Here is a 14,201-nt window from a genome sequence, read left to right as displayed (position 1 = left end):
ATAACTTGCGATCATGTGAGAATATTGCGAGCATCGCAACTATGAGTGAGCAGATGACTCCGCTTCAGGCGGAGGTGGCGTTGGCTATCCACTACGAGACCTCCGGCGGGTTCTGCGTTACCTGCCGCGACGAGTCCGGGACCCGGGAGATCTGGCCCTGTCCCGCCTACCGGGCCGCCGTCCGGCTCCTGACCGGGATGGGAATGCTCGAATGAATCTGACCGCGCGGGAGCAGGCCGACTACGAGTCCTACCTGCGCGAGGTGATCACCCCGGCCCAGTGGGTGCAGTACCACAGTGGGTTGCCGGGGACCGGGATCTGCTTCGGTTGCATGGAGCAGGGTCGGGGACGAATTCCAGCGCCGTGTCGGTTCCGGCGGGTCGCCGAGCGGCAGTCGCGCATCGCCGGGTCGCCGGGCGCGGGCCGCCGGGCGGCGGGTACTCGGGCGGCAGGCACAATGGGGGCGTGACGCAGGGGTATCGGAGCCGGCTGTTCCGGGATGACGGGGTGGTGCTCCGCGTCCAGAAGCTCGGCGAGTCCGACCGGATCGTCACCGTGCTGACCCGGCGGACGGGGCGGATCAGGGCCGTCGCGCGTGGGGTGCGGCGGACGAGTTCGAAGTTCGGGGCCCGGCTGGAGCCGTTCGGGCACGTGGAGCTGCAACTCGCCGAGGGGCGTAACGGGCTGCACACCGTTTCCCAGGTCGAGGCCGTCGAGTTGTACGCGGCGCGGATCGCCCAGGACTATCCGGCGTACACGGCGGCGAGTGCCGTGTGTGAGACGGCCGAGCGGTTGACGCCCGAGGAGGGCGAGGTCGCGCTGCGGTTGTTCCAGTTGACGTTGGGGGCGCTGCGGGCGCTCGCCGGGCGGGAGCACGCGGCTCCGCTCGTACTCGACGCGTATTTCTTGCGGGCTATGACGACCGCGGGGTGGGCTCCGGCGCTGGTGGAATGCGCGGTCTGTGCCACGCCCGGGCCGCACCGGGCGTTCAGCGTGGCGTCCGGCGGGTCGGTGTGCTCGTCGTGCCAGCCGCCCGGCGCGGCCCGGCCGGCCCCGGCGACGCTGGGGCTGATGTCGGCGTTGAACTCCGGGGACTGGAAGCTCGCCGACGCCAGTGATGTGGCGAACCGGCGGGAGGCCAGTGGACTTGTCGCGGCGCATCTCCAGTGGCATCTGGAGCGCGCGCTACGCTCCTTGCCGCTGGTCGATCGCACCGCGAACTACCCCACACACGGCACCGCGAACGAACCAGCGATGACACCGTCCACAGCAATGACGAAGGAGCGAGCGTGACCTACCGCGCCCCGAACCCGCACCCGTCCGGGGTGCGTCCGCCGGCCCTGCCCAAGGACGCGATCCCGAAGCACGTCGCCGTCATCATGGACGGCAACGGTCGGTGGGCGAAGCAGCGCGGTCTGCCCCGCACGGCGGGTCACGAGCAGGGCGAGACGTCGCTGTTCGACGTGATCGAGGGCGCGCTGGAGCTGGGCGTGAAGAACATCAGCGCGTGGGCGTTCTCGACGGAGAACTGGAAGCGGTCGCCGGAGGAGGTCCGCTTCCTGATGGGCTTCAACCGGGACGTGATCCGCCGCCGCCGCGACGAGCTGAACGCGATGGGCGTGCGGGTCCGGTGGGCCGGGCGGCGGCCGAAGCTGTGGGCCAGCGTGATCAAGGAGCTGGAGGTCGCCGAGGAGCTGTCGAAGAAGAACGACAAGCTGACCCTGCAGTTCTGCGTGAACTACGGCGGCAAGCCGGAGGTGACCGACGCGGTGACCCGGATCGCGCAGGAGGTCGCGGCCGGGCGGCTCAAGCCCGACAAGATCACCGAGAAGACGATTCAGAAGTACCTGTACTGTCCGGACATCCCGGACGTGGACCTCGTGCTGCGGTCCTCGGGCGAGCAGCGGATGTCGGGGTTCATGATCTGGCAGGCGGCGTACGCCGAGTTCGTCTCCCTCGACGTCCTGTGGCCGGACTTCGACCGCCGGCACCTCTGGTACGCCTGCGAGCTGTTCGCCCAGCGTGACCGCCGGTTCGGCGGGGCGATTCCCAACCCGGTGGCCCCGGTGTCCGCTTAACGGCATGTGATCGTCGTCCCGCTTCCCCTTCCACGGTCGTCGCATCCTGACATCCGTGTAAATGTCGTCAGGTGAAGTCCCGGAGCAAGCTCTCGAAAGCGTTGACCCTGCTCTTGGTGGGTGGCATCGCCTCCGCCGTGCTGACGGTCGTCGTTCTGCCGCTCGCCCTGATCGTCGGACTGTCGACCCAGGTGCTGGGCGGCGAGTACAACGACCTGCCGGCGGCGTTGAAGAACCCGCCCACCCCGCAGAGCAGCTACCTCTACGCCTCCGACGGCAAGACTCTGATCACGACGTTCTACGACCAGAACCGCCGGGACGTCACCCTCGAGGAGATCCCGCAGGTGATGCGGGACGCGATCGTCTCCGCCGAGGACAACCGGTTCTACGAGCACCACGGGGTCGACGCCAAGGGCGTGCTCCGGGCACTGGTCAGCAACGTGACGTCCGGCGGGGTGGCGCAGGGCGCGTCGACGCTGACGATGCAGTACATCCGGAATGTCCTGCTCTATACCGCCGACTCCAAGGCCGGGCAGCAGGCCGCCACCGAGGTGACGACGGAACGCAAACTCAAGGAGATGAGCTACGCGCTCGCCCTGGAGAAGGAGCTCGACAAGAACGAGATCCTCCGCCGGTACCTGAACATCGCCTACTTCGGCAACGGCGCCTACGGGGTGTTCGCCGCCAGCGAGGCGTACTTCTCCAAGGAGCCCAAGGACCTCACCCTGGAGGAGTCCGCGCTGCTCGCCGGCCTGGTCCAGGCCCCCGGCGACTACGACCCGGTGAAGAACAAGGACGCCGCCGCCGGCCGGCGCAACTGGATCCTGAAGCAGATGGTCGAGCTGAAGTACGCCGACCCGGCCGTCGCGACCGCCGCCCAGGCCGCACCCGTCGCGCTCACGCTGAAGGCCGCGCCCGACGACTGCCTGTCGCGCAGTCAGGGCACGAACGGCTGGGGCTTCTTCTGCGGGTACTTCAAGCGCTGGTGGCTTGAGCAGCCAGCGTTCGGGGCGAACCCGCAGGAGCGCGAGGCGAACCTGAAGCGCGGCGGGTACACCGTCGTCACCTCGCTCGACCCCGCCGTGCAGAAGGCGTCCGAGCAGGCCATCGCCGAGCAGATCAAGAAGGACAGCCCGTTCGCGCTGGGCGTGGCGACCGTGGAGCCCGGTACCGGTCGGATCCGGTCCATGGCCGTCAACCGCAACTACTCCAACGACGAGTCGCAGAACGGGGCCAACACCGGAGGCGCCGGGCGGGGCAGCTACCCGAACACCACCGTGCCGCTGATCGCCGGCGGGGACGCGGCCCCGGGCTTCCAGGCCGGCTCGACGTTCAAGATGTTCACGATGCTCGCGGCGCTGGAGGCTGGGATGCCGTTGAACACGACGTTCGACGCGCCCAACAAGTACAAGAGCAAGTATCCGGCGGATCCCGGGCCCGCGACCTGCGACGGGAAGTACTGCCCGACCAACGCAGACCCGTCCATGGCCGGCCGGCGCACCATGTGGGACGGCTTCGGCCGCTCGGTGAACACCTATTTCGTCTGGCTCGAGGAGCAGGTCGGCGCCGACAAGGCCGTCGAGATGGCCAAGAAGATGGGCATCCAGTTCCGCAACGGGGACAAGACGCTCGCCGACGACGCGTCCGAGTGGGGGCCGTTCACGCTGGGCGTGTCCGCGACCTCGCCGCTGGACCTGGCCAACGCGTACGCCACGGTCGCCGCCGAGGGCACCTACTGCAAGCCGCTGCCGGTCAACTCCATCACCGACGCCGGCGGCGCGACCGTCGACGTCGCCCAGCCGCAGTGCAAGCGGGTCTTCGAGGCCGACGTGGCCCGCGCGGCCACCGACGCAGCCCGGTGCACGGTGGGTGACAGGTCGGTGTTCGGGAAGTGCGACGGCAGCACCGCCGGGGGCCTGCGCAACGTCGTCGGGCGGTCCCTCGCCGGCAAGACCGGGTCGTCCGAGCGGAACGAGACCGAGTCGTTCGCCGGCTTCACCCCGGGGCTCGCCGCGGCGGGGATCGCCGGTGACCCGGACAGCCCGCGCAACGCGATCGGGGCGTCCTTCGCCGGCAACGTGAACATGGCCGTCGCGAAAACCCTCAAGGCCGGAGCCGGGTACGGGGCCGACAAGGACTTCGTCGCGCCCGACCGCAAGGTGGCGTTCGGGGAGGAGGTCCGGGTGCCCGACGTGCGGGGTCGCAGTGTCGAGGAGGCGACCGCTGAGTTGCGGGCGGCCGGGTTCTCCGCGGTCGTGGCCCCGAACAAGATCACTTCGGAGGTTCCGGCCGGGCAGGTCGCGGACGTGTTCCCGTCGGGGAGCGCGCCCAAGGGGTCGACCGTGACGATCTACGTCAGCGAGGGGCCGGTGCCGGTGCCGGATCCAGAGCCCAGTGCGACGCCGACCGCCGGGCCGACGCAGCGGCCCACGGGGCGGCCGGTGCCTACGCCTACTCGTCGGCGGTAGTCGGCGGTGGTCGGCCTGGGGCCGCGCGGAGCGCGGCCCCAGGCCAGCCGTGCGCTGGGCGGGACATGTTGAGCGGCGTCAGAGCAGGGGACGGAACGCCCCCGTCGCCAGGCTCACGCCCAGGGCCAGCGCGGCGAGTGCCACAGCCCCCGCCACGAGCAGCCCGTCCGCCACCGTGAACGTGCTGACCCGGGCGTTCGTCCGGGGCCGGCCCGAGGCGAAACCGCGCGCGTCCATCGCCACCGCGAGCCGGACCCCCTTGCGGATCGCCCCGACGAGCAGCGCGAACGCCGTCCCCGCCGCGATCCGGGCCCACGACACCGGGCCACGGGCAGCCACTCCGCGCGCCCGACGGGCCAACACCAGCAGCCGCCACTCGTCGGCGAGCAGGGGGAGCAGGCGCAGGGCCGCGAGGGTGCCGATCGCGTACCTCGGCGACAACCGGACCTGCTGGATCAGCGCGTCGGCGAGGTCCGTGGGGTCGATGGTCGCGAACGCCACCACGCCCGGCAACGCCACGGCCAGCAGCCGCAGCGCCAGGCTGAACCCGTTGCCGACCGAGCCGGTGGTCACGGCCCAGAACAGGTGCTCCCCGGTCGGCTCCGCCGCGAACAGCGCGGTGGCGACGACCATGCCCAGCGCCGACACCAGCAGCGGCCAGCACCGTACGACCAGCCGGCTGAGTGGGATGCCGAACAGGGGCACGACAGCGAGGGTGCCGGCCAGCGCGATGGCCGGCGCGACGGCGTCCAGTGTGCTGATCAGCGCGAACGACAGGATCGTCGCCGCACCCAGCTTGGCGACGGGGGACCGCCGGGTCAGCGCCGTCTCCCGCGCCACCAAGGGCGCACCGAACCTCACCGCGATCCCCCGGCCGCTCCATCGCGCGGCACGGCGCGGTGCCAGAGCCCCGAGCCGGACGCGTCACCGGGCACCCGCCCCAGGGTCTGGACCCGGTCCGCGCACGCCGCCACGAAGTCCGCGTCGTGGGTCACGATCGCCAATCCGTGCCCGGCGTCGCGCAGCTCCCCGATCAGGGTCACCAGTTCCCGCCAGGTCCGCAGGTCCTGGCCGAACGTCGGCTCGTCGAGGACCAGCACCCGCGGGGCCGCCGCCAGGGCCGTGGCGACCGAGAGCCGGCGCTGTTCGCCGCCCGACAACGTGTACGGGTTCGCCGCCGCCAGCCCCGCCAACCCAAGCCGGTCGAGGAGTTCGTCGGCCCGGGCGCGCGGGGCGGCGAGGGTGAGTTCGTCCACGACCCGCTGGGTGACGAACTGGTGCTCGGGGTTCTGGAACACCGAACCGATCCGCCGGGCCAGGTCGCGCGCCGGCCAGCGGTGCGGCGCGCCGGGGGCCAGGGCCGAGGTGAGCGTGCCGGTGGTGGGGGCGAGCAGGCCGCCCAGCAGGAGCGCGAGGCTCGACTTGCCGGCTCCGTTGGGGCCGACGATGGCCAGGGACTCCCCGGCTCGTACCCGGATGTGGGTCGGGGGGAGGGCGGTCGTCGCCGCACCGGCGTAGCGGAGGGTGAGGTCCGCCCCGGTCAGCAGGTTTTCGCCCGACCCGACCGTGGACCCGCCGCCCCCGGCCCCCAGGCCAACACCGCCCCCGGTCGACGCCCCGGTGGAGCCCGGAACCCACACCCCGGCAGCCGCCAGCGCGGCCCCGTACCGGGCGAACACCTCCGCCGGCGCCCCGTCGGCCATGATCCCGCCACCCGGCTCCAGCACGACAACCCGGTCCACCAGCGGCAACGCCTCGGCGACCCGGTGCTCCACCAGCACCATCGTCGCGTCGCCCAGCGCCCGGCCGATCGCTTCGCGGACCAGCGCGGCCCCGGCCGGGTCGAGATTGGCCGTCGGCTCGTCGAGGAGCAGCAGGTCCGGCCGGGCGACCAGCGCCCCGGCGAGGGCGAGCCGCTGTTGCTCGCCGCCGGACAGCGCCTCGACCTGCCGGTCGCGCGGATATGGGAATCCGACCCGGCGCAGGGCCTCGTCGACCCGGGGCCAGATCTCGTCCCGAGGGGTACCGAGGTTCTCCAGCCCGAACGCCACGTCGTCGCCGGACCGGGACATCACGAGCTGGCTCTGCGGGTCCTGGAACACGATGCCGGCCGAGCCGCCGACGGTCAGGGTGCCCTCGCGTTCGCCGGAGTCCCCGGGGAGCAGGCCGGCGAGCGCGGCGAGCAGGGTCGACTTGCCGGCACCGGACGGGCCGAGGAGCAGGACGCGTTCGCCGTACTCGATGGTCAGGTCGACGTCGCGCAGGGCCCAGGCCCGCCGCCCGCCGTGCCGCCAGCCGAATCCCCGCAGTGACACGGCCGGGCCACGCCGCGCGCCTCCCGGCCGTGCGGGCGATGCCGCGTCCCCGCCGCGCTCGGTCAAACCAGTTCGCGATCCCGGCCGGACGGGAACCGGTCGAGGACGCCGGTGGCGGCCAGCGCCCGGGTCAGGTAGTAGCCGCCGACGCCGGCGATGAGCAGTGCGCTGAACGTGCCGATCGCGACATAGGGCAGCTTGAAGGCGCCGAACTCCAGCTCCGAGTACCAGACCACGGCGTCGAAGATCGTGGCGGCGAGCCCCGCGCCCACGGCGGCGAGGACGGCGACCGGCAGCTTGAACCACCGGTAGAGGAAGACGAGGAAGAAGAGCTCAGCGCCCAGGCCTTCAAGGAGGCCCTGCCAGACGACGGTCACGCCCCACTTGTTCCCGAGGAACGAGGAGATGATGGACGCGACCAGTTCGGGGATCACCGCGGCACCGGGTTTGCGGATGATCAGGCCGCCGAGGACGGCGGGCAGCAGCCAGGTGCCGTAGAGGATCGCCTGGGCCGGCGGGAAGAACGTGAACACCGGAGTGAGGGCGTTCCACAGCGCGTCCCAGCCCCAGAAGATGACACCGAAGGCGACGGCGAGAACCGCCACCACCACAATGTCCACAGTGCGCCATTTGGTACTCATCGCAGAAATTCTCCCAGGGGTGAGCCGGGGAGCGACTCCCTTCGCCGGCATTACCCGGATCAGGTGTGGAGGGTCAGCGGTCGCCCGCACTCTCAGCGCTCTGCGCGCTCCCCTGTCGTATGCGGGCACCACCGTAGCAGGGCTGATCGGCCCTGACCTGGTGATCCACGATCCGGAAACTGTGAGAATCCTGGCACCGGTGCCGGACTTCGCGACTCGTCTGCTATTCACTGGGGGGTATGAAGCTCTATGCGGAGTTGCCGGCGCGCCGTACCCGACAGATTGTGGCGGACGTCTCCGCCGTGGCCTGGACCGCGCTGTGGGTCCAGATCGCGTACCTCCTGCACCAGGCCATCAGCGCCCTGGCCAAGATCCCCGACCAGGTCACCAGGGACGGCAACAGTCTCCGGGACTCGCTGAACGGGGCCGCCAAGGAGGCCGGCAAGATCCCGCTGGTCGGCAAGGAGCTCGGTCAGAAGCTCGCAGACGCGGCCGGGGTGGCCCAGTCGGCGGCGGAGGCTGGCCGGACCGGCAGCGAGACCGTCGGCACGGTCGCGCTGTTCACGGCGATCGTGGTCGGGGTCGCGGTCACGGTGCCGATCCTGCTGTTCTGGATCCTCGCCCGCGCCCGGTGGGTCGCCCGCGCCCGGACGGCCGTGCTGCTCCGCGACGAGCCGGCCGGCGAGGACCTGCTGGCCCTGCGCGCCCTGAGCACGGCGGCGCTGAAGCGGTTGCGGCAGGCCGCCGCCGATCCGGCCGGCGGATGGCGGGACAGGGACCCGGTGACCATGAAGGCACTGGCCACCTTGGAGCTGGCCACTCTGGGGCTCAGATCCCGGTAAGGTGCACCTTATGTCCGATATCTTGGAGACGATCGACACGCTGTACGCCGCCCTCGACGCCCGCGATGGCGACGCGATGGCCGCGTGTTACCACCCCGAGGCCCGGTTCCGTGACCCGCTGTTCGACCTGCGGGGCGCGGAGATCGGCGCGATGTGGCGGATGCTGACCTCCCGGAGCGAGGATTTGCGCGCGGAGGTGTCCGACATCCGGGTCACCGGGGACACCAAGGCGCTGGCGCACTGGACGGCCCGGTACACGTTCGGGCAGCGGCCGGTCGTCAACGAGGTCCGGGCGGCGTACCGGTTCGCCGACGACGCCCGGATCATCGACCACGTCGACGCCTTCGACCTGACGTACTGGGCCGGCCAGGCGCTCGGCGGCATCCCGGCCCTGGTCACCAGGATGCCCGGCGGGGCGGGTCTGCTGCGCCGAAAAGTGCGCCGACAACTCGACGCGCACATGGCACAGTCTGGGGAATGACGAGCAGGCTCAGCTACGCCCAGGGTGCCGCCATGTTCACCGGGGTCGTGCTCGGTACCGGCGTCCTGATCCTCCCCGGGCACGCCGCCCGGATCGCCGGCCCGGCCTCGCTGCTGTCCTGGCTGGCCGTGAGCCTGCTGAGCGTTCCCCTCGTCTACGCCCTGGTCCGGCTCGCGATCCGGTACAGCGACTTCGGCGGGGTGGCCACTATCGTGCAGCGCGCGTTCGGCCAGACCGCCGGCGCGCTGATCGGCTGGTTCTTCTTCGCCCAGATCGCCGTTGGCTGGTCCGTGGTGTCCCTCACTGGGGCCGGCTACGTCGGCGCGCCGCTGGGCTGGAGCCGGGGCGCGCAGTACCTGTTCGCGCTGGGGTTCATGGTGGTGCCCGTCGTGCTTAACCTGCTCGGGCTCAAGGTCAGCGGGTACGCGTCGCTCGTGTTCAGCGGCGCCGTCCTGCTGCTGCTCGTGGTCACCATCGTGTTCGCCGTCCCGCATGTCCGCGCGGAGGCCTTCCACCCGGCCCTCCCGCACGGCGCGTCCTCGATCGGGGCCGCCGCCGTCCTGGTGTTCTGGGCCTTCCTCGGCTGGGAGTCCCTCACCAGCCTGGTGCCGGAGTTCCGCCGCCGGTCCGACGTCATGCGCGCCACCTGGACGTCCCTGGCCGTGATCAGCGTCGTCTACCTGGCCCTGGCGTTCGTCACGATCGGCACGGAGACCTACCGCAGCGTCTCGGGCTCCGACGCCCCGCTGGCCACCCTGATGAACGAGTCGATCGGCCTCGGGGCCGGCGTCACCACCGGCGTCGTGGCGTGCGTGATCTGCGCCGGCGTGATCAACGTGTATCTTGCCAGCGCCGCCCGCCTCGGCTACGCGCTCGCCCGCGACGGCGTGATGCCCGGCTGGCTGCGGGCGCTGAGCGGCCGGGGCGTCCCGTACCGGTCGACGCTGTTCCTGTTCTGCTCCAACGTCGTGGTGCTCGCGGTCAGCTACTACGGCGACGTGCCGGTCGGCCGCCTGATCCTGGCCCCGACGACCCTGGGCATATGCGTGTATGTCCTGGTCACGCTCTCGTGCGTGAAACTGCTGTGGCCGGACCCGCTCGGCAGGTGGGCCTCGATCGTGGCGGCGGCCAGTTGCCTGGCCGTGGTGCCGTTCGCGGCCACGGCGCTGCTGGTGCCCGCCGTGGTCACGGCGCTGTGCCTCGGCTACCTGTTGCTGACCCGGCGGAGCCGGGAGCTGGTCGACGCCTGACGCGCGGTCAGGACCGCTTGGCCGCGCACTCCGGGCAGGTGCCGAAGATCTCCAGCGTGTGCGCCACGTCCACGAACCCGTGGTCGCTGGCCGTCTTCTCCGCCCAGCGCTCCACGGCGGGACCCTCCACCTCGACGGCCTTGCCGCAGCTGCGGCAGACCAGGTGGTGGTGGTGCCCGGTGCCGCACCGGCGGTAGAGGTGCTCGCCGCCGGGCGGGCGCATCACGTCGACCTCGTCGGCCTCGGCGAGGGCCTGCAACGTCCGGTACACCGTCGTCAGGCCGACCTTGTCGCCCTTGCCCCGGAGCATGGCGTGCAGCTCCTGGGCGCTGTGGAATCCACTCACCTCGCCGAGCAGCTCCATCACGGCGGAGCGCTGCTTCGTGCTTCGGGGTAAGGGCGCAGTCATAACGTTCACGTTACTGGGTCCAGGACGACGTCCGGCGGCTCGGTCCGGGCCGTGTCGTCGGCGGCGCGCACCGGCCTCCTGCGGCGCAGGAGGGAGGACAGGGCCGCGACCAGTACGAACAGGCCCACGGCGAGGACAACGATGAACGCGCCCGGCGGGGTGTTCGCCTCGGCGGCCAGCAGCACCCCGCTGCCCGACACCGTGACGCCGATCACCATCGCGGCGGCCATCGTGCTGCCGAACCCCCGGGTGAACTGCTGCGCGGTCGCGACGGGTACGACCATCAGCGCGCTGACCAGCAGCAGCCCGACCGCGCGCATCGCGGTCGTGACGGTCACCGCCGTCGTCACGGCCAGCAGGACGTTCAGGAACCGCACGGGCAGGCCCGACACCCGGGCGTGCTCCTCGTCCTGGCTGACCGCGTACAGCCACGGCCGGGCCAGCAGGGTCACGGACAGCACCCCGGCGCCGAGGAACAGCATCGTGGCCAGGTCGCTGCGGGACGTGCCGTTGAGGGAGCCGAAGAGGTAGGACTGCAGCGTCGCGTTCGTGCCCTGCTTGGACAGCGAGATCAGCACGACGCCCCCGGCGATGCCGCCGTAGAACAGCATCGCGAGCGCGACGTCCCCGGAGGCCTTCGCGCGTTCGCGGATCAGCTCGATCGCCACCGCGCCGACGGCGGAGACGAGGACCGCCGTGAGCACCGGGGACGTCCGGAGCAGGAAGCCGATCGCGACGCCGGTCAGCGCCACGTGCCCGATCCCGTCGCCGATCAGCGACATCTTGCGCTGCACCAGGTAGATGCCGACCGAGGGCGCGATCACGCCGATCAGCAGCGCCCCGATGAGGGACAACTGGAAGAACTCGTAGCTCAGATAGCTCATCCGCCCGCCTCGCTTCGCTCGCCGGCCGCATGAGGCACCAACGCGCCGTGTCCCTGGTTCACTCGCTGACGCTCGCTCACTGGTTCAGCTCCCAGCGCGGGGTGGTGACCGGCGCGTGCGGGTGCTCGTGCACGTGGTCCGGGCAGGCGTGCCCGGGGGCCGGGGCCGGGGCCGCGCCGTCGTGCGCGATCGTCCCGCCGTGCAGGACGACGCTCCGGGTGATCAGCGGCTCCAGCGGGCCCAGCTCGTGCAGCACGACGACCACGGTGCCGCCGCCCGCGACGAACTGGCGGAGCGCCGCGGCGAACGCCTGCTGGCTGGCCGCGTCGACGCCGGCGGTCGGCTCGTCCATCACGAGCAGTTCCGGCTCGGCGCACAGGGCCCGGGCGATCAGGGCCCGCTGCTGCTGGCCGCCGGAGAGGGTGCCGACCGGTTGCCGGGCCATCGTGGCCAGCCCGACGGCGACGAGCGCGGAGTCGACGGCGCGCCGGTCGGCGGCCCTGGCCGGGCGCAGGAAGCCCCTGCGGGCCAGCCGGCCGGCGGACACCAGCTCGCGGACCGTCGCCGGCACGCCGGAGGAGGCGCCGACGCGCTGGGGAACGTACCCGATCCGGGATCTGTTCTTGAGTTTCGCCAGCGGTTCGCCGAACAGCTCCACCGAGCCCGACGCGATCGGGGTCAGCCCCAGGCTCGCTTTGACCAGGGTGGACTTGCCGGAGCCGTTCGCGCCGAGCAGCGCGACGACCTCCCCGGGCGCGATGCCCAGGGAGACGCCGCGCAGCACGGGCCGACCGTCGTAGGCGACGACGAGGTCGCGGGTCTGCAGGATCAAGAACACCCCAGTGCTGCACGGATCTGGCCGAGGTTGGACCGCATAATCTTGGCGTAGTCGTCGGAACTGCCCGCCGGCAGGCTCTCGATCGGATCGAGGACCTGGGTCTTCGCGCCGGCCCCGTTGGCGATGGTCTCGGCGACCTTCGGGCTCACCAGCGCCTCGGTGAAGATGACCGTGGCCTTGTGCTCCTTGGCGTCGGAGATGATCTCGGCGATCTTCTGGGCCGAGGGCTCCTCGTCGGGGCTCAGGCCGGCGATCCCGACCTGCTTGAGGTGGTACCGGGCAGCCAGGTAGCCGAACGCCTCGTGCGCCGTGACGATCTCGGTGCGCTGGCACGTCTTCAGCCCGGCGGCGTACTCCTTGTCGATCGCGTCCAGCTCGGCGTGCAGGGCGCCGGCCCTGGTCCGGTACCCGTCGGCGTGGGTGGGGTCGATCTTCGCGAGCCGGTCGGCGACCTGGTCGGCGATCGTCGCGAGCCGGGTCGGGTCGAGCCAGACGTGCGGGTCCTTGCCGGCGTGCCCGTCCTCGACGATGTCGGAGAGCGGCTGCACGGCGGCCACGTCGAAGGCGTGGTCCTTGGCGTTCTGGGTCACGGCCTCGTCGACGGCCGGCTGGAACTTCGGCAGGTACACCACGAGCTTCGCGTCGGCGATCAGCGCGGTCTGCGCCGCGGTGAGCTCCAGGTCGTGCGGCTCCGCGCCGGGCTTGACGAGGTTGGTGACCTTCACGTCGCCACCCCCGACCCGTTCGGAGATCCACTGGAAGGGGTAGGCGGCGGCGACGACGCTCAGCCTGCCGTCGGAGGCGTCCGCGCCCGAGCAGGCGGCGAGCGCGCCGGTGGCCAGGACCGCGGCGGCGGCGAGTGCGAGGGGGCGGGTGAACATGTTTCAACTCTGCGCCTTAATGGGAATGATTGTCAACTTCGGTTTTGCTGGATGTGAGTCAGGTCGCCTACGGGTTCGGACAGCCGGGTAGGTTGACGGCATGCTCGTCGTCAATCGTTTCCGGGTCGCCACCGACACCGACGCCTTCACCGCCAAGGTGCACGCCGCGCTCCGGGCGCTGGCCGCCTGCCCGGGATACGTGTCCGGCCGCTTCGGCCGGGCCCCGGACGAACCCGACCTGTGGTGCGTGGCCACCGAGTGGAAGTCGGTGGGCGCGTACCGGCGGGCGCTCAGCAACTTCGACGTGAAGATGTACGCCACCCCGCTGCTCGCCCAGAGCATCGAGGAGCCCAGCGCGTACGAGGTGCTCGCCAGCCTCGAACCGGGCGGCGAGCTGGTCGTCACGGGTGGGGACTGGGTGCACGTCGAGGAGGGGCGTCGGTGACCGAGCCGCAGCCCTGGACGGAACCGCCGGCCGAGACCGCCTGGGACGCCGTGCCGCCCGGCTACGGCCAGCCCCAGCCCCCGCCCGCCGCGCCCGGCTACGGGCCGGACTTCCCGGCCTTCGGGCAGGCCGTCGAGGCCTTCGGCCAGCCGTTGCCCGCCGCGCCACCCGAGCCCCCGCCCGGCCCCGGCGTCCAGCCCCCGTTCGTCGCCCCGCCCACCCAGCGCGACAAGGGCCGGATGTGGGCCGGGATCGGCATCGGGGCCGCCGCCCTCGTGCTCTGCGGGGTCGGTAGCGTCGCCGGCTGCGTCGGCCTTGGCTTCTGGCTCGACTCGGAGCAGAAGTCCGAGAGCCAGGACGCCGTGCAGCGCTACCTCGGCCCGCTGGTCCGGGGCGAGTACGGCAAGGCCTACCTGGAGCAGTGTTCCGAGCTGCGCGAACTGGAGACGGCGGAGCAGTACACGGCGCGGGTGTCGGCGCGCGCGAAGCTGACCGGCTACTCGATCATCAGCTCCGAACAGGCCCCCGACAGCGGGCCGACGGCGTTGGTGCAGCTCGTCCGGGTGCAGCTCCAGTACGACTCTGGGCCACAGTCCGGACAATTCAGGGTGATCCATGATCAAGCGGACAAACGCTACGAGGTCTGCGGCGGTGACAACTAGCCCCACG

General features: G+C 71.5%; 17 protein-coding genes and 1 riboswitch. Of the genes, 10 read left to right on the top strand and 7 right to left on the bottom strand.

Features of this window, described 5'->3' with window-relative positions; translation table 11 throughout:
* Positions 1 to 41: 41 nt before the first annotated feature.
* From IW245_RS23350 to IW245_RS23330, 5 genes are all read left to right on the top strand, one after another.
* The gene (locus IW245_RS23350; protein ID WP_197005304.1) at positions 42 to 215 is read left to right on the top strand and encodes a hypothetical protein; all 174 of its coding nucleotides are present in this window, start codon (positions 42 to 44) and stop codon (positions 213 to 215) included.
* Positions 212 to 469 (top strand): hypothetical protein, encoded by a 258-nt coding sequence (locus IW245_RS23345; RefSeq protein WP_197005303.1) that lies wholly within the window; start codon positions 212 to 214, stop codon positions 467 to 469. The genes IW245_RS23350 and IW245_RS23345 overlap by 4 nt, the downstream gene beginning before the upstream one ends.
* Positions 466 to 1,293: a DNA repair protein RecO gene (gene recO, locus IW245_RS23340; protein WP_197005302.1), complete on the top strand. Its 828-nt coding sequence runs from the start codon at positions 466 to 468 to the stop codon at positions 1,291 to 1,293. Before IW245_RS23345 ends, recO begins: the two co-directional genes overlap by 4 nt.
* Positions 1,290 to 2,078: an isoprenyl transferase gene (locus IW245_RS23335; RefSeq protein ID WP_197005301.1), complete on the top strand. Its 789-nt coding sequence runs from the start codon at positions 1,290 to 1,292 to the stop codon at positions 2,076 to 2,078. Before recO ends, IW245_RS23335 begins: the two co-directional genes overlap by 4 nt.
* 116 nt (positions 2,079 to 2,194) lie before the next feature.
* Positions 2,195 to 4,546 (top strand): transglycosylase domain-containing protein, encoded by a 2,352-nt coding sequence (locus IW245_RS23330; RefSeq protein WP_233473151.1) that lies wholly within the window; start codon positions 2,195 to 2,197, stop codon positions 4,544 to 4,546.
* Between the two features lie 78 nt (positions 4,547 to 4,624).
* On the opposite strand, the gene IW245_RS23325 is transcribed toward IW245_RS23330, so the two are convergent.
* The 3 genes from IW245_RS23325 to IW245_RS23315 form a co-directional block, all read right to left on the bottom strand.
* Positions 4,625 to 5,407 (bottom strand): energy-coupling factor transporter transmembrane component T family protein, encoded by a 783-nt coding sequence (locus tag IW245_RS23325; protein WP_197005300.1) that lies wholly within the window; start codon positions 5,405 to 5,407, stop codon positions 4,625 to 4,627.
* Positions 5,404 to 6,861 carry an ABC transporter ATP-binding protein gene (locus IW245_RS23320; RefSeq protein WP_197005299.1) on the bottom strand — a complete coding sequence of 486 codons (1,458 nt, stop codon included), beginning with the start codon at positions 6,859 to 6,861 and terminating at the stop codon, positions 5,404 to 5,406. Before IW245_RS23320 ends, IW245_RS23325 begins: the two co-directional genes overlap by 4 nt.
* A 62-nt stretch (positions 6,862 to 6,923) precedes the next feature.
* A complete protein-coding gene (locus tag IW245_RS23315; RefSeq protein WP_197005298.1) occupies positions 6,924 to 7,502 on the bottom strand; it encodes an ECF transporter S component in 579 nt (192 codons plus the stop codon).
* A 19-nt stretch (positions 7,503 to 7,521) separates the two neighbouring features.
* A riboswitch (TPP riboswitch) is annotated at positions 7,522 to 7,626 on the bottom strand.
* Positions 7,627 to 7,741: 115 nt separating this feature from the next.
* On the opposite strand from IW245_RS23315, the gene IW245_RS23310 reads away from it, so the two are divergent.
* From IW245_RS23310 to IW245_RS23300, 3 genes are read left to right on the top strand one after another with little or no spacing between them, the layout of a single operon-like run.
* Positions 7,742 to 8,344 carry a hypothetical protein gene (locus IW245_RS23310; protein ID WP_197005297.1) on the top strand — a complete coding sequence of 201 codons (603 nt, stop codon included), beginning with the start codon at positions 7,742 to 7,744 and terminating at the stop codon, positions 8,342 to 8,344.
* A gap of 10 nt (positions 8,345 to 8,354) precedes the next feature.
* Positions 8,355 to 8,825 (top strand): nuclear transport factor 2 family protein, encoded by a 471-nt coding sequence (locus IW245_RS23305; protein WP_197005296.1) that lies wholly within the window; start codon positions 8,355 to 8,357, stop codon positions 8,823 to 8,825.
* A complete protein-coding gene (locus IW245_RS23300; RefSeq protein WP_197005295.1) occupies positions 8,822 to 10,075 on the top strand; it encodes an APC family permease in 1,254 nt (417 codons plus the stop codon). The genes IW245_RS23305 and IW245_RS23300 overlap by 4 nt, the downstream gene beginning before the upstream one ends.
* Positions 10,076 to 10,082: 7 nt before the next feature.
* On the opposite strand, the gene IW245_RS23295 is transcribed toward IW245_RS23300, so the two are convergent.
* From IW245_RS23295 to IW245_RS23280, 4 genes are all read right to left on the bottom strand, one after another.
* Entirely contained in the window at positions 10,083 to 10,484 is a 402-nt protein-coding gene (locus IW245_RS23295; RefSeq protein WP_197005294.1) for a Fur family transcriptional regulator, read from the bottom strand.
* A 5-nt stretch (positions 10,485 to 10,489) separates the two neighbouring features.
* Positions 10,490 to 11,368, bottom strand: coding sequence for a metal ABC transporter permease (locus IW245_RS23290; protein ID WP_197005293.1), 879 nt, complete (start codon positions 11,366 to 11,368; stop codon positions 10,490 to 10,492).
* Positions 11,369 to 11,444: 76 nt separating this feature from the next.
* A complete protein-coding gene (locus IW245_RS23285; RefSeq protein WP_197005292.1) occupies positions 11,445 to 12,206 on the bottom strand; it encodes a metal ABC transporter ATP-binding protein in 762 nt (253 codons plus the stop codon).
* On the bottom strand, positions 12,197 to 13,087 hold the full coding sequence (locus IW245_RS23280) for a metal ABC transporter substrate-binding protein (protein ID WP_197005291.1): 891 nt from the start codon (positions 13,085 to 13,087) through the stop codon (positions 12,197 to 12,199). The genes IW245_RS23285 and IW245_RS23280 overlap by 10 nt, the downstream gene beginning before the upstream one ends.
* 100 nt (positions 13,088 to 13,187) lie before the next feature.
* On the opposite strand from IW245_RS23280, the gene IW245_RS23275 reads away from it, so the two are divergent.
* Positions 13,188 to 13,532, top strand: a complete 345-nt coding sequence (locus IW245_RS23275; protein ID WP_197005290.1) for an antibiotic biosynthesis monooxygenase family protein — start codon at positions 13,188 to 13,190, stop codon at positions 13,530 to 13,532.
* Positions 13,529 to 14,194 (top strand): hypothetical protein, encoded by a 666-nt coding sequence (locus IW245_RS23270; RefSeq protein ID WP_197005289.1) that lies wholly within the window; start codon positions 13,529 to 13,531, stop codon positions 14,192 to 14,194. Before IW245_RS23275 ends, IW245_RS23270 begins: the two co-directional genes overlap by 4 nt.
* Positions 14,195 to 14,201: the final 7 nt, after the last annotated feature.

This window comes from Longispora fulva (assembly GCF_015751905.1).
Taxonomy (GTDB): Bacteria; Actinomycetota; Actinomycetes; order Mycobacteriales; family Micromonosporaceae; genus Longispora; species Longispora fulva.
The sequence above is the reverse complement of the archived record's forward strand: the minus strand, read 5'-3'. Positions and strand labels throughout refer to the sequence as shown.